This window comes from Kitasatospora sp. NPDC042419, from assembly GCF_056437345.1.
The window spans coordinates 104,134-121,886 of the sequence record NZ_JBWKAW010000001.1 but is presented as its reverse complement, the minus strand read 5'-3'; the positions used below and the strand labels follow the sequence as shown (position 1 = coordinate 121,886).

The following is a 17,753-nucleotide window of genomic DNA, read 5'->3' as shown; positions in this document are numbered from 1 at the left end:
GGCAGGCGGGAGCGGCTTGGCTACGGTGTGAGTTGTCCGGTTCGGACCGTGCCGTTGCCGGTCCGAGGAGAGAAAGCAGGAGGTGAGTCCCGTGGCCACGACTGTCACGACGGCTGCCCTGGGCAGCGCCCGCATCCACCTCTCCCTGCCGGCCGCCGGCTGACGCAGCCCTTCGCGCGTGCAGCCGCAGCCCGGCGGGATCACTTTCCTCCCGAAGGGCCCACTGCGTTGTTCAACGCCGCCTCCGTCTCCTCTTCCTTCTCCACCGCTTCCTCCGCGTCTTCCTCCACTTCTTCCTTCCTGACCTCCGCGTCCTCCGACGCGGCGTCCCCGCTGGCCGGGTACGGCTGGACGGCCGAGCTCGACGAGCTCTTCGCGCCGCTCGCCGAGGCCGGGCTGACGCCCGCCCGGATCGTCCGGGTCGACCGCGGCCGGTGCGACGCCGTCCTGACCGACCCGGAGACCGGCGAGCTGCGCACCGTCCGGGCCGACACCCGGCAGGTCGGCGACGCCGACATGATCAACTGCCCCTGCACCGGGGACTGGGCCGCCGTCGACCTCGCGGCGCAGCCGATGGCCTCCGTCGCGGCGCTGCTGCCGCGCTCCACCGCGATCATCCGCAAGGTGGCGGGCAAGCGGTCCGACGGCCAGGTGCTGGCCGCCAACGTCGACACCGTGGTGATCGCCGCCTCGCTCGCCGCCGAGCCCGACCTGGGCCGGATCGAGCGCTTCCTCGCCCTCGCCTGGGAGTCCGGCGCCGAGCCGCTGGTCGCGCTCACCAAGGCCGACCTGGTCGACGACGCCGACTTCATCCGCGCCGACGTCGAGGCCGCGGCGCCCGGCGTCACCGTGCTGGTGGTCAGCGCCGAGACCGGCGAGGGGGTGGACGTGCTGCGCGCCTGCACGCCCGGCACCACCGCCGTGATCGGACAGTCCGGTGTCGGCAAGTCGACCCTGACCAACGTGCTCGCCGGGGCCGACGTGATGGCCGTCCAGCAGGCCCGCGCCGTCGACCAGAAGGGCCGGCACACCACCACCACGCGCGAGCTGGTCCCGCTGCCCGGCGGCGGGGTGCTGATCGACACGCCCGGCCTCCGCGAGGTCGGCCTCTACGGCGGCGAGGGCGTGGCCCTGGCCTTCGCCGACGTCGAGGAGCTCGCCGAGGAGTGCCGCTTCCACGACTGCAACCACCAGGGTGAGCCCGGCTGCGCGGTGCTCGCCGCGCTGGAGACCGGCGGCCTGCCGGAGCGCCGGCTGGAGAGCTACCGCAAGCTCCAGCGGGAGAGCGAGTGGATCGCCTCCCGTTCGGACGCCCGGCTCGCCTCGGCGCGGCTGAAGAAGTGGAAGACCATCACCAAGTCGATGCGTGCGGCGGGAGGCCCCGTGAAGCGCTGACCTCAGGCTCCGCGCCGGGCGGGCGGGCGGCGGGTCGTGCGGGCGGTGGCGGTCAGCCGCCCGCCGCCGCCCGCGCCCGGGCGCCCGGCCGCGGGCTCAGCGGAGGTCGGCCACCAGGCGGAACCGTTCCAGCACGACCGGGGTCGCGTCGTCCACCGTGAAGCCCGGGTCCCCGAGCGCGGCGCGCAGCTCGGCACCGTGCCAGAACCCCTCGTGCGCGGCCCGCCACTCGGCGACCGTCGCGTACCCCTCGCCCTCGTCCAGGGCGTGCCGCAGACCGACCTCGCCGAGCGGGACGACCCGGACGTCCGTCGTCTCGGTCACCGCGACGACCTGTCCGGCCGAGTCGACCACCGCACCCCGGGCACCGGCCCGGGGCAGCGGCTCGCCCTCGCGCTCGTACTCGGTGAGCAGCCCGGTGGTGCTGGTCTTGGCACCGGAGAGCACCGCGGCGACCAGCTTGTCCCGGAGCGGGCCGGGGAAGGCGAACTCCTCCACCCGCAGGCCGGCGATACGCGGGTCGTCCGGGCCGGTGTAGGGCTGCTCGGGCATTCGGGCTCCTCGGGACGTGGGCGGGATCGTGCGGCAGCGTAGCCGTTCCACCGGCCGGTGGCGCGCGGTTTTCCGCCCGGCCCGCAGCAGTACCGGCACCGCGGCAGTACCGGCACCGCCTCCTCCGTCCGCCCCGCGGCGTCCGGACGGTCGCGTCCGATTTCCGCCAGTCCGGACCCGTCCGGTGCCGCAGACTGGACAACGTGATCGACGACGACATCCGGTACCGGGCCGTGGACAGCCGGGACGCCCGCTTCGACGGCGTCTTCTTCACGGCTGTCACCTCGACCGGCATCTACTGCCGGCCGAGCTGCCCCGCCGTGACCCCCAAGCGCGTCAACTGCACCTTCTACCCGAGCGCCGCCGCCGCCCAGAGCGCGGGCTTCCGGGCCTGCCGCCGCTGCCGCCCCGACTCCGTCCCCGGCTCGCCGGAGTGGAACCACCGCGCCGACCTGGTCGGCCGGGCGATGCGGCTGATCGGCGACGGCATCGTGGACCGCGAGGGCGTCGCCGGCCTGGCCCAGCGCCTCGGCTACAGCTCCCGCCAGCTCCAGCGCCAGCTGACCGCCGAACTCGGCGCCGGTCCGATCGCACTGGCCCGGGCCCGCCGCGCCCAGACCGCACGGCTGCTGCTCCAGACCACCGAGCTGCCGGTCACCGAGATCGCCTTCGCCTCCGGGTTCGCCTCCGTGCGGCAGTTCAACGACACCGTGCGCGAGGTGTACGACCGCACCCCCAGCGGGCTGCGCGCCGAGGTCACGGCCGGCCGGCGGACCGCCACCCCGGCCGGAGGCCTCGCGCTGCGGCTCGCCTACCGGGGCGCCCTCGACAGCGACCACCTGATCGACTTCCTCGCCCTGCGCGCCGTCCCCGGCGTGGAGGAGGTCGTGCCCGGCGCGCGGCCCGGCGTCCGCACCTACCGCCGCACCCTGGCGCTCCCGTACGGCCACGGCATCGCCGAGGTGGACGGCCTCGCCCCCGGCGAGCCGCGCACCCGCGGCTGGCTGGACTGCCGGCTGCTCCTCGCCGACCTGCGCGACCTGCCGACCGCCGTCCAGCGGATGCGGATCCTGTTCGACCTGGACGCCGACCCGCTCGCGGTCGACGACCAGCTCGGCGCCGACCCGCTGCTCGGTCCGCTGGTCCGGGCCCGGCCGGGGCTGCGCTCGCCCGGCCACGTCGACGGGCACGAGCTGGCCGTCCGGGCCGTCCTCGGCCAGCAGGTCACCGTCGCCGCCGCCCGGACCCTGGCCGGCCGGCTCGCCGAGAAGTACGGCACCGCGCTGCCCGAGCCCAGCGGCGGACTGCGGCTGCTCTTCCCGACCGCCGCCGCCCTCGCGGTCGCGGACCCCGAGGACTTCGCGATGCCGGCCGCCCGCCGCCGGGCGCTCACCGGCCTCTGTGCCGCGCTGGCCGAGGGCGTCGTCCGGCTCGACGGCGGCGTCGACCGGGAGGAGGCGGCGGCGCAGCTGCTCGCGCTGCCCGGCATCGGCCCGTGGACCGTGGGCTACCTGCGGATGCGGGCCCTCGCCGACCCCGACGTCTTCCTGCCGACCGACATCGGCGTCAAGCACGGACTGCTCCGGCTCGGCGCCGCCGGCGACCCGAAGTCCGCAGCCAGTACGGCCGAGGCCTGGGCCCCCTGGCGCTCCTACGCCCTGCACCGCCTCTGGGCGGGCCCCGCCGACGACCTCAGCACCGGAACGGAGAACACCTGACGATGAGCACCGCCGACACGAGCACCGCCGACACGAGCACCACCGGGACCGGAGCCGCGAAGACCGGCACCACCGGGACGAGCACCACCGTCTTCACCTTCATGGACAGCCCCTTCGGGCGTCTGATGCTCAGCGGCGTCCGGCCCGCGGACGGCGGTGCGGCCGCGCTGGCCACCGTCACGGCCCCCGGCCAGAAGTACGCGCTCGCCGAACCCGCCGACGACTGGGTCCACGACCCGGACGCGCTGGCCGAGCCGGTCGCCCAGCTGACCGCCTACTTCGCCGGCGAGCGCACGCACTTCGACCTCCCGCTCGCCCCGGTGGGCACCGAGTTCCGCCGCCGGATCTGGGCCGCCCTCGACCGGATCCCGTACGGCGAGACCGTCACCTACGGCCGGCTCGCCGCCCTGGCCGGGGAGTCCCCGCGGGCCGTCCGCGCGGTCGGCGGGGCCGTGGGGGCCAATCCGCTGCTCATCGTCCGCCCCTGCCACCGGATCATCGGCGCGAACGGCGCCCTCACCGGCTTCGCCGCCGGGACGGACCGCAAGCGCTGGCTGCTGGACCTGGAGAGCGGCGCCCTGTTCTGACGGCCGGGGGAGTAGCGGGGCGTGCGGGGCGGCGGGTGGAGGGGCCTCCGACATCCCGCACCGGGCCGCACCGGGCCGGCCCGGTGCGGGATGTCGGAGGCGGCCGCTAGCGTGTGCGACCGTGGCCGACGTCTTCGAAATCACGCTCACGCTGGACCTGCACGACGAGGTGTCCGAGGAGGAGCTCGCCGAGCTCCGGTGGCACCTCGGGCTCGGCCCCAGGCCGGAGGTGCTCCGGATCGTGCCCGCCTTCCCGTACGTGGACGAGGACGACGACGGTGAGCTCGTCATCGGCGACGATCCCCGGCCGCTCCTGGGCGTGCACGGCGAGGCGCGCAGGGCGGGCGGCGCGCTCGTCTCCGCCCTCCACCGCCGGGAGGACACCTGGTGCGGCACGTGGGCCCTGACCAGTCGGCAGGAGATCCACCCCGACGACTTCGACCTCACCGGACAGCTGCTCGGCTGGCTCGCGACCAAGGCCGCCGACGGCCTGTACCGGCGCGGCGACGGACTCGTGCGCCTCGGGTGGATCCGGTTCCACGAGTCGGACCGGACCGAGCCGCTGGTCGTGCGGGACGGAGCCGTCATCTGGCAGCCGTAGCCGGCTCCACCCGCCAGTCGTTGCTGCGCATCCAGCGGCCGGGCGGGAACTCGAAGTCGGTCTCGCCGACGAGCGTGAAGCCGGCCTTCCGGCAGACGGCGTTGGAGGCGGGGTGGTCGACCGACGGGAAGGCGTGCAGCCAGCGGTGGCGGGCGGTGCGGGCGGCGGCCTCGACCGCGGCGCGGGCCGCCGCGGCGGCGATGCCCCGGCCCTGGTGGGGCGGGAGGACGTTCCAGCCCATCTCGTAGACGGTCGAGCCCTGCCAGCTGCGCTCGGCGTAGCCGACGCTGCCGACGGCGACGCCCTCGGGCTCCAGGACGACGCGGTACATGCAGCCGGTGCCGGACGGGACGAAGTCCAGGTAGCGCCGGTGGCGGGCGAGCATCCGCTCCTCGCTCTCCGGGCCGCCGACGTGCGCGCGCATCTCCGGGGTGTTGATCCTGCGCAGCAGGGCGAGGTCGGCGTCGGTCCAGGGTTCGAGACGGAGCAGCACGGGGTCCATGCCCGGAAGGTAGTCGGCGGCACGGGTGCCGGCGACCGGTTTTCGTGCCGGGGATCTGCTCAGGCGGCCGGTTCGGCGAGCGCCCGGGCGAGGTTCTCCAGGGCGGGCAGCGCGTGCATGACGGCGTCGCGGTCGGCGGGGGAGAGGGCGTCGAGCGCGGTGGCGATGCGGCGCTCGTGGGCGTGCTGCCAGTCGTCGAGCTGGCGCCGGCCGGCCGGGGTGAGGGCGATCCGGGCGGTGCGCCGGTCGCCGGGGTCGGCCTGGCGGTCGACGAACCCGGCCTCCAGCAGCTTGCCGACCAGGCCGCTGACGGTGTTCGGCGCGAGCCGCTGGCGGGCGGCCAGTTCGCCGACGCGCAGCGGGGCGGCGGCGAGCGTCTGGAGGAGCTCGACCTGCGCCATCGGCAGGGACTCCCAGGGGTAGTCGGTCCGGATGCTGCTGCGCAGGGTGCGGCGGAGCCGGGTGACCACGTCGGTGAGCCGCCGGGCGCGTTCGACCGCCTCGGTCTCCGGGTCCTGGGGTCCGGCGGTGGCCGGTCCGGTGGCGGGTTCGGGGACGGGTGGTGACGACGGCATGGCGGACAGCGTAGCGCTTGGTGCGGACGGTCCCTGACGGCCGGGATCCGGTCTGCGGCGATCGATGCCGGTCATCGGCGGTCAGGTCGCACATCGATCAGCTCGTAGAAAGAACATATCTGTATCCGATATATTTCGCCGTATGAACGCCGCGTCCACCCTCGCCACCCGGCTGCTCACCGAGCACCCCCGGCCGCGCGGCATAGCCTGCTGGCGGCACGCCCACTGGCTCGCCGTCGCCACCGTCTGCCTCGGCGCGTTCCTCGGTCAGCTGACCGCCAGCGTCACCGCCCTCGTCTACCCCGAGCTCCAGCGCCACTTCCACGCCGGATTCGCCGCCGTCGAGTGGGTCGCCCTCGCCTACCTACTGGTGCTGGTGGCACTGCTCGCACCGGTCGGGCGCCTCTCCGACCTGGTCGGCCGCAAGACCGTCTACCTCGGCGGGTTCGCCGTCTTCGGCCTCGCCTCGCTGGGCGCCGGATTCGCCGGCGGACTCGGGACACTGGTCGCGTGCCGGGCGGTCCAGGCCGTCGGCGGCGCGATGATGCAGGCCAACAGCGTCGCCCTGGTCGCGCGCGGCGTGCCCGAGCACGCGATGCGGCGGGCGCTCGGCGTCCAGGCCGCCGCCCAGGGACTGGGACTCGCGCTCGGACCGAGCCTCGGCGGGCTGCTGGTCGAGCACGCCTCCTGGCGCTGGGTGTTCTGGGTCAACGTGCCGATCGGCCTGGTCGGCATCGCGGCCGGCTGGTTCCTGCTGCCCCGGACCCGCCCCGACACCGGGCCTGCCGGAGCCCCGCCCGCCGGAGCCCCGCCCGTCGGAATCCCGACCGCCGACCGTCGCACGGCCCGCCCCGCGCCTTCGGTGACGCCCCGGCCCGCGCCCGTGCCCGCGCTCACGGCCCGGCTCCCGCGCCCGCGCCGGGCCGTCGGCCGCCGTCCCGACGGCGACGGCGACGGCGGCCGCTTCGACCTGCCCGGCCTGCTGCTGCTCACCGGCTCGTCCACCGCACTGCTGCTCGCCCTCTCCGCCGCCTCCGGCCTGCCGCTGCCCGGCTGGGCGGTGGCCGGACTGCTGCTCGCCGCCGTGCTGCTCGCGTTCGGCCTGGTCCGCCAGGAGCGGCGGGCCACCCGGCCGATCCTCGCGCCCGGGCTGGTCAACACCCCCGGTGTCCGGCCCGGCCTCGCGGTCTCGCTGATCGGGTACCTGCTGCTGTTCTGCCCGCTGGTGCTGGGCCCGGTGCTGCTCGCCGAGTCCGGCCTGCCGACCGCCCGGGCCGGTCTGGTGATCACCCTGCTCCCGGCCGCGTTCGCGGTGGCCGCGACGGTCGGCGGCGCGCTGCTGCCGCGCGGCTGGTCGGACGCCGCCCGCTGCCGGTTCGGCGCCGCCCTCGCCGGGACCGGGCTGCTGTGCTGCGCGCTGCTCCCGGGTGCCGGCCTGCCCGTCCACCTGCTCGCGGTGCCGCTGGCGGCCGTCGGCTCCGGGCTGGGCGTGCTGCTGCCGGCCAACAACGCGCTGGTGATGCGGGCGATCCCGGCGGAGTGCTCGGCGGTCGGCGGCGGCATGGTCAACATGGCCCGCAGCCTCGGTACGGCGCTCGGCACCGCGCTGCCGGTGCTCGGCGTCCACCTGGCGGGACCGGTGCTCGGCGGCCGGTCGGTGCTGCTCGTCCTCGCCGCGGTGGCCGGCCTCGCGGTGGCGCTCTCCCGTCCGGTCCGGGGTCGTCCGGTGCGGGGTCGTCCGGTGCGGGGCCGTCCGGTCCGGGCTCGCGAGCAGCCGGTACGCGAGCCCGGGCGCGACCGGTCGCCGGTGCGCCGCTGAGCACGGAAACGGCCGGGGCGGCGGACGGATCACCCGTCCACCGCCCCGGCCGTGCCGTGCTGTGCCGTACCGTGCCGCGTCGTGCCGCCGGTCAGGAGGCGGGCACGCCGGGGGCGGCGCCGCGTTCCTGGAGCATGTCGGTCATCAGCTGGATCTCCGACGTCTGCCCGGCCACCATCGACTGGGCGAGCCGCTTCTCGCTCTCGTTCTTCGCCAGGTCGACGTAGCCCTGGGCCATCTCCACGCCGCCCTTGTGGTGCTCCAGCATCAGCTGCAGGAAGAGCACCTCGGCGTCCCGCCCGCTCAGCGAACGGAGCTTGGCGAGCTGGGTGTTGGTGGCCATGCCGGGCATCAGCGAGCCGTCGTGCGCCTCGTAGCCGTGCTTCATGCCCATCCACGCCATCGGCTTGGCCGGCGAGTGCTGCGAGAGCCCCCACTGGTCGAGCCAGCCCATCATCATGCCGCGCTGGTTGGCCTGGGTGTTGATGATGTCGAAGGCGAGCGTGCGGGTGTGCTCGTCCGAGGTCCGGTCGCGGACGATGAACGACAGGTCCACCGCCTGCTGGTGGTGGGTCGCCATGTCGCGGGCGAACCCGGCCTCCGGGGAGTCGTCCGCCGGTGCGGAGAGCGAGGAGGAGCCGGAGGCCGACGTCCCGCCGGCCACCAGGGCCGGCACGCCGAGCGCGAGCGCGAGGGCGGCGGCCAGTGCGGCCGGCCACCAGACCCGCTTGCGCGAGGCCGCCGCGGGGACGTCGTCGTCCTCGGTGTCCTCCCCGCCGGGTGTGACGCCGGGGGCGGTCACATCGCCCCCATGGTGCAGGAGGCCCCGGGCTCCTGGGTCTGCTTGCCCTGGACGTACTTGGTGAAGAACTTCTCCACGCGCGGGTCGGAGGCGCTGTCCACGACCAGCTGGGTGGACCAGGCGTTCAGGGTGATGGTGCCCTGCTCGTCCGGGTACGGGCTCATCAGCGAGTACGGGGTGGCCTTCACCTTGTCCGAGAGGGCCTTGATGTCCTCCGGGGTGGCCTTGCCGTTGTAGGTCACCCAGACCGCGCCGTGCTCCAGCGAGTGGACGGCGCGCTCGTTCTCGACCGGCTGGTCGTAGACGGTGCCCATGCAGTCCAGCCAGATCGCGTTGTGGTCGCCGCCGACCGGCGGGGTCTGCGGGTAGGTGACCTTCTCCTTGACGTGGGTGCGGCTCAGCTCGCCGAAGGTCTGCACGCCGTCGATCGGGGCGCTGGCGGCGGCCTCCTTGGCCTTCTTGTCGTTGTTGGCGTCGACCACGATCCAGGTGCCGGTGGCTATCGCGGCGATCACCAGCACGCCCGCGATCGACCCGGCGACGACCTTGTTGCGGCGGTCGCGGCGCTGCTCGGCGGCGCGCAGCTCGGCGATCCGGGCGCGGCGGTCGAGGTTGCCCTGCTTGCCGCCCGGCTTGCTCGACTGTGCCTTGCCGGACTGCTTGGAGGCGGAACCCATGTGGTGTCCTTGTCCCCACCGCGCATCGGGCGCGGCGGTCTGAAGAGGTGGCGGGAGGGGGCGGATCCGTCGGTCCCGTCCGTCCACCGGACCGCGCGGGAGCGCGGGCGGGAGGCGGGGGAGGGCCGGCGGCGGGTTCCGCTCAGGACCGGTGTACTTGGAGTTCGTGCAGGTCGGGCGCGGGGTGCGGGCCGACCAGCAGCCCGGCGGGCACCACCCGGGGCAGCGCCTCGGGGGCTTCCGTCAGGGGTGCCGCGGCGGGTTGCGGGTGCGGCGGCGGGTTGGGGAGCTGGGCGTCCTGGGCGCAGTACGGGTGACCGGAGCAGCCGTTGTTGCGGTGCGGCGGGTCGCCGTCGACCGAGCACCACGTCCAGTGCCGGTGGCTCTCCGCGCGGACGCGGTCGCCGACGGTCTGCGGAGTGTCGGCCGGGCCGGTGGTGGTGCGGTGGGCTACCCCGTGGCCGGTCCCCTGGTCCTGGCCGGGCGCCGGTGCGGCGGTGGCCGGTGCGTCGAGGAGGCCGGTCGGCGGGCCGATCGGGACGGCCGCCGGTGCACCCGGCCGCTCGGTCGCGACCGCCCTGGCGTGGCCCGCGCACGGGAGCGCCGTCAGCAGTCCGGCCAGCAGCAGGACCCACAGCGCGCCGACCGGGTGGCCCGTGAGTACGGCCCTCCCCGGTCGGGAGGTGCTGGGGGCCGACGCGGTCATGCGCACATTTAATCAGCCGAACGAGTGAAGCGAGCCCCCTCCTGGTCTCTCACTTTCGGCGGTCGACGGGCCGGAATCCCCCGGAAACACCCTGCTCGGGGCGGTTCGGGCGAGCACGGGAGGAACGGAAACGAAACGGACGGCTAACCCGGTGATCGTTATCGGCCGATGTGGGTGCGGTTGTCGTCGAAACCCGGACAGCGTCGTTGCCCTTGGAGACAATGACGTCGAGCCCGGCCCGCCGGGGGCGGCGCGACCACGGAGTGACCAGGAGCCGCCAGATGACCAAGCAGGGTGCACCCGCGCAGCAGCCCCGGCCGGACGACGGCTGGTGGGACGCGGTCTACGCGGGCCCGGCGGGCACCCTCCCCGACACCCCGGACGCGACCCCGGGGGAGGGCAGCGTCGACGACTGGTTCGAGACGGCGGCCGGACTGATCGGGCACCAGCGGAGCGGGGACCCGGCAGGGCCGGCGGTCGCTCCGGAGGCCGTGGTGGAGGCCGGTCGGGAGGTCGGTCCGGAGGTCGGGGCGGAGCCCGGCGCGCAGCCGGCGGCGGATCCGGCGGCCGACACCCAGGTGCTGGAGCGGGACAGCATCGACGACTGGTTCGACACGGCCGTCGGCGTGATCAGCCCGCAGCGGTCGGACCCGGCCGAGACCCACCGTTTCCCGGCCCCTCCCTGGGCGGACGACGCGCCGGCCGAGCGGCCCGGGGTGCTGGAGCGGGAGCCGGTGGAGGGCCGGGAGTCGGCGGCGGAGCGGGGCGGTCCGGGGAAGCCGGACCCTGCGGTGGCCCGCGTACCGGAACCCCGGCCCAAGCCGGTGCCCGAACCGGCGGTCGCCGAGGAGCCGGTTCCCGTGGCGGAGCCGACCGCAGAACCGACTGCGGAACCGACTGCGGAACCGGCACCGGAGCCGGTGTCCGAGCCGGCACCGGCCGTTGCCGAGCGGCCCGAGCCGGCCCCCGTGCCTGCCCCCGAGTCCGTGCCCGAGCCCGAGCCGGTCGTCGCGGAGCGCCCGGCTCCTGCCCCGGCCCCTGAGCCCACCCCCGAGCCCACCCCCGAGCCCACCCCGGCCCCTGAGCCCGCCCCGGCGCCGGCTACCGCCCCCGCGCCCCGCTCCGCCGTCCGCGTCGGGCGGGCCGGTACCGCGCCCGCCGTCCCGCACGTCGGCGAGCGGCCGCCCACCTACGGGCCCGAGCCGACCGCCGTGCCGGAGGCGGACCCGGGCGCGCTGGGCTCCGTCGTCGCCGACACCGTGCTGGAGGGCGCCCAGTACGCCGCCACCACCCTGCGCGCCACCTCCGTCCGCGGCGACTCGGCCCGCTACCGGGGCGAGCCCCGGAGCGACGCCCTGCTGGTGACCCGTTTCGGTACGGGGGCCGACGGTCTGCTGCTCGCCGTTCTCGGCGGCTTCGACCGGCCCGGCCCGGCCGGCGGACCCACCCCGGAGGAGGTCGCCACCGCCGCCGCCGAGTCCTGCCGACAGCTCGCCGGAGCGATCGGCCGCAGCCGGCCGGGCCTCGCCGCCGACCTGCGCGACGGTGCCCGGGACCGGCTCCGCTACGGCCTCCAGCGGCTCGCCACCAGCGCGGCGGCCCCGCTGCGCGCGCTCGTCCCGGCCCAGGAGCCCGGCGCCGGGCCGGACGCGGAGGCCGAGCCGTCCCCCGTCTCGCTGCACTGCATGCTGCTCTCGCTCGACCCGGCGGCGGGGTACCGCGCGGCGTTCGGGGTCGGCCCGGGCGGGCTGTACCTGCTGCGTTCGGGGCACTGGATCGACGCGTACGCGGCCCGTCTGCTGCACCACCCGGACGGCCAGCCGCCGGTGCCCGAGGGGCAGGCGACGGGTCCGCGTCCGTTCCGCTTCCGGATGGTCCCGGCGACGCCGGGCGACATCCTGCTGCTCTGCACCCCGGGGCTGGCCCGTCCGGTCGCCGACGAGCCCGCGGTCGCGCACTTCCTGGCCTCCCACTGGGCGCACCCGCACCCGCCGGGCACGGTGGACTTCCTGCGCCAGGTCCAGGTCCGGGCCAAGGGCTACGCCGACGACCGCACCGCCGCCGCGGTCTGGACGGAGTAGCCGGGCCCGGCCGCCGGGTCCGGCCCGTGCCCGCTCAGGCGGGCGCCGCGCCCAGCAGGGTGCCGCAGGCGGACTCGGCGAGGTGGAGGGCGCGGGTGCGGCGGGCACCGGGGAGGCCGAGGGCCAGCGGGACGGCGAGGCCGTCGAGCAGGGCGCGGATCTGGCTGGCGCGTTCGGTGGCGTCACCGGGGCCGAAGCGGCCGGCTGCGGTGCCCTCCTCGATCAGGGCGACCAGGTCGGCCTGCCAGGGGGCCTCGATCTCCAGCTGGCCCTGCCGCAGTTCCTCGCTGGCGGGGGAGCGGCCCCACACCTCGACCCAGAGGATCCAGCGCGGGTCACCCGGACCCTCGGGCAGGTAGAGCGCGGCGTACCCGGCGAGCCGCTGCCAGGTGTCCCGGCCGCCGTCGGTGAGCACCTCGTGGCGGCGGGCGCCGAGTTGCTCCTCGCTCCAGCGGAGGGTCTCCAGCAGGAGCTGGTCCTTGCTGCCGAAGTAGTAGAGCAGGTGGCCCGCGCTCATCTGGAGCTGCTTGCCGAGGCCGGCCATGGTGAGCTTGGCCAGCCCGTGTTCGGCGATCGCGGTCCGCGCGGTGGCGAAGACCTCCTCGCGGGGGCGCGCCGGTCGGCGCGGGCGGGCGTCCGCCATCTGTCCTGTTCCTCCGGAAGCTCTGGGGTGTGCGCGGGACCTCCGGGACCCGTGGGGCCCGGGGGATCCGTGGGAGCCTACGGGGCCCTGACGACACCGGCTGTGTCGGAGGAACCACGGAGCGGGACTCCGGCCGGTTCGGGACATGGTCCTACGGGTACGTACCAATCATTCCGATCAACAGCACGACCCCGACCCGAGGGGGTGTCCATGGCCGCACTGATCGCCCTGTTCGCGGGGCTCGCGGTGATCGTGACCGTACTGGCGGTCCACCTGCACCGCCGGAGCAGTGGCCCCACCGAGAACCTCGACGGCGTCCTCGCCGAGCAGGAGCGGCTGGCCCAGCTGCGGGCCCTCCGCTCCTCCTACAGCTCGATCGCGATGCACAGCACGCACGGCCTCACCACCGACGACCTGGGGAGGTACCACCATTAGGCACCACCGGGGTGGCACCCGCCGCTCCCGGCGGGTGCCACCCCGGTGCCGGGGTCAGGCCTTCGGCTGCTGCTGGGTGATGCAGTGGATGCCGCCGCCGTTGGCGAAGATCTCGCGGGCGTCGACCAGTTCGACCGTGCGGCCGGGGTAGGCCTCGCGGAGGATCGCGGCGGCCTCCTCGTCGCGGGGGTCGTCGAAGGCGCAGAGCACGACGGCGCCGTTGGCGACGTAGTGGTTGATGTAGGAGTAGTCGACCGGCTCGCCGTCCTCGTCCAGCAGGACGGTGGGGGCGGGGAGTTCGATGACCTCCAGCTGCCGGCCGCGGGCGTCCGTGGAGGCGCGCAGGATCTCCACCAGCTCCTTGCACACCTCGTGGTCGGGGTGCGCCGGGTCCGGCTGGACGTGGGCGACCACGACGCCCGGGCGGACGAAGGAGGCGACGATGTCGATGTGGCCGCGGGTGCCGAACTCGTCGTAGTCGCGGGTGAGTCCGCGCGGCAGCCAGACGGCCTTGGTGGTGCCGAGGAAGGCGTGCAGCTCGGCCTCGACCTCCTCCTTGGTCCAGTCGGAGTTGCGGCCCTCGCCGAGCTGGACGGTCTCGGTGACCAGCACGGTGCCCTCGCCGTCGACGTGGATGCCGCCGCCCTCGTTGATGAGCCGCGAGGCGAACCGCCGGACGCCGGTCAGCCCGCTGACGTGCTCGGCGATGTGCCGGTCGTTCTCCCAGCGCGCCCAGGACTGCGCGCCCCAGCCGTTGAAGATCCAGTCGGCGGCGGCCAGGCCGCCCTCGCCGTCGATCAGGAAGGACGGGCCGATGTCGCGCATCCAGGCGTCGTCCAGCGGGCGCTCGACGATCTCGACCTGCTCGGCGACGTACTTGCGCGCCTCCGCCGTCCCGCCGGTGTTGACGACCAGGGTCACCGGCTCGTACCGCACGATGGTGTTGGCGACCGCGGCCCAGGCCTCGCGCGCCGCGTGCAGGTGCTCGGGGGTGTCGAAGGTCGGGTTGTCGGTGGGGAAGGCCATCCAGGTGCGGTCGTGCGGGTGCCACTCGGCGGGCATCCGGTAGCCGAGGGAGGCGGGGGTGGGGGTGGTCATCTTCGTGTCCTTGGGAGGAAAGCGGGCGAGGGTCAGAGGAAGTAGAGGCGGCTGAGCGACACGCTGTCGGCGGGTTCGGAGCGCAGCGGCGAGCCGTCCAGCGAGACCAGGCCGGTCTCGGTGACGTCGACGCGGCCGATCCGGGCGTTGCGGACCATGTCGGCGGGGCCGATGCCGCGGGTGCCCCGGACGCCGACGCGTCGGCGGCGGGTGGGCAGGCCGTCGGCGGCCCGGTCGAGGTAGGCGCCGTCGGCGGCGGCCTGCGAGACGAAGGCGACCGAGATGTCGGCGGCGGTGGCGCCGTGGGCGCCGAACTGCGGTCCCAGGACGAGGGGTTCGCAGCGGTCGGTGGAGGCGTTGGGGTCGCCGACGACGCCGTAGGCGGGGAAGCCGGACTTGAGGACGAGCTGGGGCTTGGCGCCGAAGTGGTCGGGGCGCCACAGCACGATGTCGGCGAGCTTGCCGACCTCGATGGAGCCGACCTCGTGGGCCAGGCCGTGGGCGATGGCGGGATTGATGGTGAGTTTGGCGATGTAGCGCAGGACGCGCTCGTTGTCGTCGCCGCCGTCGGTGGTGCCGTAGGAGCCGGCGCCGTCGAGGGGGCCGAGTTCGGCCTTCATCTTGCCGGCCATGGCGAAGGTGCGGCGGACGGTCTCGCCGGCGCGGCCCATGCCCTGGGCGTCGGAGGAGGTGATGCCGATGACCCCGAGGTCGTGCAGGACGTCCTCGGCGCCCATGGTGCCGGCGCGGATGCGGTCGCGGGCCATGGCGGCGTCGCCGGGGAGGTCGACCTTGAGGTCGTGGGCCGAGACGATCATGCCGAAGTGCTCGCCGAGCGCGTCGCGGCCGAAGGGCAGGGTCGGGTTGGTGGAGGAGCCGATGACGTTCGGGACGCCGGCCATCTTGAGGACGTTGGGGACGTGACCGCCGCCGCAGCCCTCGATGTGGAAGGCGTGGATGGTGCGGCCTTCCAGCACCTTGAGGGTGTCCTCGACGGAGAGGCACTCGTTGAGGCCGTCGGTGTGCAGGGCGACCTGGACGTCGTACTCCTCGGCGACCCGCAGCGCGGTGTCCAGCGCGCGGGTGTGCGCGCCCATGTCCTCGTGCACCTTGAAACCGGAGGCGCCGCCCTCGGCGAGGGCCTCGACCAGCGGGGCCGGGTCGGAGGACGAGCCCCGGCCGAGGAAGCCGATGTTGACCGGCCAGGCGTCGAAGGCGTTGAAGGCGTGCCGCAGCGCCCAGGGCGAGTTGACGCCCACGCCCCAGACCGGGCCGAACTCCTGGCCGATGATCGTGGTGACGCCGGAGGCCAGGGAGGCCTCCATGATCCGCGGTGAGAGCAGGTGCACGTGGGTGTCGATGGCGCCCGCGGTGGCGATCATGCCCTCGCCGGAGACGATCGTCGTGCCGGTGCCGACCACCACGTCCACGCCGTCCAGGGTGTCCGGGTTGCCGGCCCGGCCGATGGAGGCGATCCGGCCGTCGATCAGGCCGATCGAGGTCTTCCGGACGCCCAGGACCGCGTCGATCACCAGGACGTTGCTGATCACCACGTCGCAGGTGTCGCGGACGGCGGCGGGCTTGAGGTGCAGGCCGTCGCGGGCGGTCTTGCCGAAGCCGGCCAGGAACTCGTCGCCCGGCGCCTGCGAGTCGGACTCGACCCGGACGATCAGGCCGGAGTCGCCGAGCCGGATCCGGTCGCCGGCCCGGGGGCCGTGCACCGAGATGTAGTCGTGCGGGGTGATGGCGGTCACGACTCGACCTCCGCGTCGTCGAAGCCGGTCAGGTATCCGGTGGCGCGGGCCTTGGCCAGCGCGGCCTCCTTGGCGCCGGGCGCGTCCAGCGGGCCGTCCACCAGGCCCGCGAAGCCGATCGCCACCCGACCGCCGCCGATCGGGACGAGGCCGACCTCGACGGTGGCGCCCGGGTCGAAGCGGACCGAGGAGCCGGCCGGCACCGCGAGGTGGGTGCCGTAGGCGGCGGCGCGGTCGAAGGCCAGCCGGGGGTTGGCCTCGAAGAAGTGGAAGTGCGAGGTGACCGAGATCGGCACCCCGGAGGTGTTGTGGACGGGCAGCACGACCGTCTCCTCGACGGGGTCGTAGCCCGCTCCGTCGCCGATCAGCGCTCCGCCGGGGGCTTCGTCGCCGAGCGAGCCGGCGCCCTGGAACGGGTCGTTGACCACGGCCAGGCGGGTGCCGTCGTCGAAGACCGCCTCGACCTGGACCACGGTGACCACGTCGGGCACGCCGGGCAGCACGTCGTCCGCGCCGAGCACCGAGCGGCCGGCCTCGATGGCCTCGGCCAGCCGCCTGCCGTCGCGGGCGGCCTCGCAGACGGTGTCCGCGATCAGCGCGGTGGCCTCGGGGATGTTCAGGCGCAGGCCTCGGGCGCGGCGGGCGCGGGCCAGCTCGGCTGCTGTGAAGATCAGCAGCCGGTCCCGCTCGGTGGGGGTCAGTCGCACGGTTCCTCGCTCGCGGTCGCCGGGGAGAGGTGGGGGTGGTGGCCGGGGGTGCTCCGGGTGGTGCCGGTGGGGTGGTGCCGGTGGGGCGGGCGTCCGGATCAAGTTAGAACGCCGTTCAAACATCCTCGGCCATTGAACCCGGACCCGGCCGCCCTGTCCAGCGTTGCGGCTCCGGCGTCGTTCGGCTCGCCGGGAGCCGCCAATGGGCCGGGCGTGTCGCCGGCGCGGCCGGAGGGCGGGCCTCGAAAACGGCTCGTATGCTTCGCAAACCTGTCCGGCGGCGGTAGTTGGATCACGCCAACGGCCCCGTGCCCCTTTCACCCCAGGTGATCGCCCGTGCACTGTTCCAAATGCCGAAAGGTGGGCATGAGGATGGGTGGTCAGAACGAGGGGGGCCACCCGGCCGGCGGGGGATCCGGCCCGGGGGCCCGGAGCGAGGGCGGGGGCAGGGGTGATGGACGGACAGTCGCGATTCCCGCGGCAGCGGACGGGTTCGGGGGGCGTGTTCCGGCCCACGGGTCAGGGCGGCACGGCGGCCACGACGGGCACCACCGGTACGGCGGGCGCCACCGGCGCCGCCCGTCAGGGCGTACCGGCACCGGGGTGCGCACTGCACCGCCGGCTCCACCTCGCGGTGGAGGCGGCCGACCTGGTCGCCGTCGCCGCGGTCCGCCGGCGGCTGCGGGCGGCCCTCGGCCACTGGGGCGTCCCGGAGCTGGCCGACACGGCCGAGCTGCTCTCCTCCGAGCTGGTCACCAACGCGTTGCAGCACACTGGTCAGGGAGCGGTCTTCGACGCGGTGCTCAGCGCCGACCTGCGGTTGCGGATCGAGGTCCAGGACGGCACCGCCCGGCTGCCCGGGCGCCGGCGCGACGACGCCGAGTACGCCACCTCGGGCCGCGGGCTGATGCTGGTCGAGGCACTGGCCGACTCCTGGGGCGTCCAGCTCCGCGGCGACGGCAAGGTCACCTGGTTCGAGCTGGCCTCGGCCGCGGCCTGACCCACCGGAACACCGTTCGCCGTCGAACGATGCCCGAAACCGAAGGCCGAAGCCAAGATTTCCGGCCCGTTGCCATTGCCGCTGGGCCGAACATTGGCCAG

18 protein-coding genes are annotated in these 17,753 nt (G+C 75.1%); 8 read left to right on the top strand and 10 right to left on the bottom strand.

Features of this window, described 5'->3' with window-relative positions; translation table 11 throughout:
• The first annotated feature begins 228 nt into the window (after nt 1–228).
• Nucleotides 229–1,395 carry a ribosome small subunit-dependent GTPase A gene (rsgA, locus tag AC067J_RS00555; protein WP_478295748.1) on the top strand — a complete coding sequence of 389 codons (1,167 nt, stop codon included), beginning with the start codon at nt 229–231 and terminating at the stop codon, nt 1,393–1,395.
• Nucleotides 1,396–1,491: 96 nt separating this feature from the next.
• On the opposite strand, the gene AC067J_RS00550 is transcribed toward rsgA, so the two are convergent.
• On the bottom strand, nt 1,492–1,947 hold the full coding sequence (locus tag AC067J_RS00550; protein WP_478295747.1) for an ASCH domain-containing protein: 456 nt from the start codon (nt 1,945–1,947) through the stop codon (nt 1,492–1,494).
• A gap of 203 nt (nt 1,948–2,150) precedes the next feature.
• On the opposite strand from AC067J_RS00550, the gene AC067J_RS00545 reads away from it, so the two are divergent.
• The 3 genes from AC067J_RS00545 to AC067J_RS00535 all read left to right on the top strand — a co-directional run bounded on the left by AC067J_RS00545 (nt 2,151) and on the right by AC067J_RS00535 (nt 4,853).
• Nucleotides 2,151–3,665, top strand: coding sequence for a DNA-3-methyladenine glycosylase 2 family protein (locus tag AC067J_RS00545; RefSeq protein WP_478295746.1), 1,515 nt, complete (start codon nt 2,151–2,153; stop codon nt 3,663–3,665).
• Between the two features lie 2 nt (nt 3,666–3,667).
• Complete coding sequence (locus AC067J_RS00540) at nt 3,668–4,252, top strand: methylated-DNA--[protein]-cysteine S-methyltransferase (RefSeq protein WP_478295745.1); 585 nt, start codon at nt 3,668–3,670, stop codon at nt 4,250–4,252.
• 121 nt (nt 4,253–4,373) lie between these two features.
• On the top strand, nt 4,374–4,853 hold the full coding sequence (locus AC067J_RS00535; protein WP_478295744.1) for a hypothetical protein: 480 nt from the start codon (nt 4,374–4,376) through the stop codon (nt 4,851–4,853).
• On the opposite strand, the gene AC067J_RS00530 is transcribed toward AC067J_RS00535, so the two are convergent.
• Nucleotides 4,837–5,355, bottom strand: coding sequence for a GNAT family N-acetyltransferase (locus AC067J_RS00530; protein WP_478295743.1), 519 nt, complete (start codon nt 5,353–5,355; stop codon nt 4,837–4,839). The genes AC067J_RS00535 and AC067J_RS00530 overlap by 17 nt on opposite strands.
• Before the next feature lie 59 nt (nt 5,356–5,414).
• Nucleotides 5,415–5,930: a MarR family winged helix-turn-helix transcriptional regulator gene (locus AC067J_RS00525; protein WP_478295742.1), complete on the bottom strand. Its 516-nt coding sequence runs from the start codon at nt 5,928–5,930 to the stop codon at nt 5,415–5,417.
• Between the two features lie 142 nt (nt 5,931–6,072).
• Between AC067J_RS00525 and AC067J_RS00520 the strand changes: the two genes are divergently transcribed.
• Nucleotides 6,073–7,749: an MFS transporter gene (locus AC067J_RS00520; RefSeq protein ID WP_478295741.1), complete on the top strand. Its 1,677-nt coding sequence runs from the start codon at nt 6,073–6,075 to the stop codon at nt 7,747–7,749.
• Between the two features lie 91 nt (nt 7,750–7,840).
• Here the strand turns inward: AC067J_RS00520 and AC067J_RS00515 are convergent, their stop codons facing one another.
• From AC067J_RS00515 to AC067J_RS00505, 3 genes are all read right to left on the bottom strand, one after another.
• Nucleotides 7,841–8,551 (bottom strand): DUF305 domain-containing protein, encoded by a 711-nt coding sequence (locus AC067J_RS00515; RefSeq protein ID WP_478295740.1) that lies wholly within the window; start codon nt 8,549–8,551, stop codon nt 7,841–7,843.
• Nucleotides 8,548–9,228: a DUF3105 domain-containing protein gene (locus AC067J_RS00510; RefSeq protein ID WP_478295739.1), complete on the bottom strand. Its 681-nt coding sequence runs from the start codon at nt 9,226–9,228 to the stop codon at nt 8,548–8,550. Before AC067J_RS00510 ends, AC067J_RS00515 begins: the two co-directional genes overlap by 4 nt.
• A gap of 142 nt (nt 9,229–9,370) precedes the next feature.
• Complete coding sequence (locus tag AC067J_RS00505) at nt 9,371–9,934, bottom strand: hypothetical protein (protein WP_478295738.1); 564 nt, start codon at nt 9,932–9,934, stop codon at nt 9,371–9,373.
• Between the two features lie 281 nt (nt 9,935–10,215).
• Between AC067J_RS00505 and AC067J_RS00500 the strand changes: the two genes are divergently transcribed.
• Nucleotides 10,216–12,015 carry a protein phosphatase 2C domain-containing protein gene (locus AC067J_RS00500; protein ID WP_478295737.1) on the top strand — a complete coding sequence of 600 codons (1,800 nt, stop codon included), beginning with the start codon at nt 10,216–10,218 and terminating at the stop codon, nt 12,013–12,015.
• 34 nt (nt 12,016–12,049) lie between these two features.
• On the opposite strand, the gene AC067J_RS00495 is transcribed toward AC067J_RS00500, so the two are convergent.
• Nucleotides 12,050–12,658: a TetR/AcrR family transcriptional regulator gene (locus AC067J_RS00495; RefSeq protein WP_478295736.1), complete on the bottom strand. Its 609-nt coding sequence runs from the start codon at nt 12,656–12,658 to the stop codon at nt 12,050–12,052.
• A 210-nt stretch (nt 12,659–12,868) separates the two neighbouring features.
• Here AC067J_RS00495 and AC067J_RS00490 point away from each other — a divergent pair, with 210 nt between their 5' ends.
• Nucleotides 12,869–13,093 carry a hypothetical protein gene (locus AC067J_RS00490; protein ID WP_478295735.1) on the top strand — a complete coding sequence of 75 codons (225 nt, stop codon included), beginning with the start codon at nt 12,869–12,871 and terminating at the stop codon, nt 13,091–13,093.
• Between the two features lie 54 nt (nt 13,094–13,147).
• Here AC067J_RS00490 and AC067J_RS00485 read toward each other — a convergent pair whose 3' ends face one another.
• Genes AC067J_RS00485 through AC067J_RS00475 form a run of 3 tightly spaced genes read right to left on the bottom strand, consistent with a single transcriptional unit; the run spans nt 13,148 to nt 16,652 of the window.
• Nucleotides 13,148–14,191: an agmatine deiminase family protein gene (locus AC067J_RS00485; protein ID WP_478295734.1), complete on the bottom strand. Its 1,044-nt coding sequence runs from the start codon at nt 14,189–14,191 to the stop codon at nt 13,148–13,150.
• Nucleotides 14,192–14,223: 32 nt separating this feature from the next.
• A complete protein-coding gene (locus tag AC067J_RS00480) occupies nt 14,224–15,945 on the bottom strand; it encodes an urease subunit alpha (RefSeq protein WP_478295733.1) in 1,722 nt (573 codons plus the stop codon).
• Nucleotides 15,942–16,652: an urease subunit gamma gene (locus tag AC067J_RS00475; RefSeq protein ID WP_478295732.1), complete on the bottom strand. Its 711-nt coding sequence runs from the start codon at nt 16,650–16,652 to the stop codon at nt 15,942–15,944. Before AC067J_RS00475 ends, AC067J_RS00480 begins: the two co-directional genes overlap by 4 nt.
• 502 nt (nt 16,653–17,154) lie before the next feature.
• On the opposite strand from AC067J_RS00475, the gene AC067J_RS00470 reads away from it, so the two are divergent.
• Nucleotides 17,155–17,652: an ATP-binding protein gene (locus AC067J_RS00470; protein ID WP_478295731.1), complete on the top strand. Its 498-nt coding sequence runs from the start codon at nt 17,155–17,157 to the stop codon at nt 17,650–17,652.
• The last annotated feature ends 101 nt before the right edge of the window (nt 17,653–17,753 follow it).